Consider the following 551-nt stretch of genomic DNA (forward strand, 5'->3'; position numbering starts at 1 on the left):
CGACGATGCCGGCGCCGGTGAGGACCTTGCGATAGGCGCGTGAGGCATATTGCACGCCGCGATCGGAATGATGGATCAATCCGGCCTGCGGCCGCTGCTGCTGGATGGCCATCGTCAGCGCGGCGGATGCGAGTTCGATCTGCATATGATCCCGCATCGCCCACCCGACGATCTTTCGGCTGAACAGGTCCATGACGGCCGCCAGGTACAACCAGCCCTCCGCGGTCGGGATGTAGGTGATATCGGCGAGCCAGAGCCGGTTCGGGGCGGGAGCCGTGAAGTCACGCGCGATCATCTCGGCCAGGAGCGTGGAATTGGAGCCCGCACGTGCGCTCACCGGGCGCTCGCGCCATGCGTAATAACCGGCCGGCGAAACCTTGAGCACGGCGCACATCAGCCGTACCGGATAGGTCTCGCGATGGTCCTCGATGAAGCGGAAGCTCATGTCCGGGTTCCGGCGAAGATCGCGATCGACTTCCTAAGAAACAGCCGGATTGCCGTCGCCCGGAATGGCCTGCAACACGAAGCCTAGCGATTTCGCCCGGCGCTGT

1 pseudogene is annotated in these 551 nt (G+C 64.2%); it reads right to left on the reverse strand.

Features of this window, described 5'->3' with window-relative positions:
• Nucleotides 1–469 (reverse strand): annotated as a pseudogene (locus AC0L2J_RS34765) (DDE-type integrase/transposase/recombinase); the annotation flags it as partial.
• Nucleotides 470–551 lie beyond the last annotated feature (82 nt).

This window comes from Bradyrhizobium sp. MV1.5, assembly GCF_055807615.1.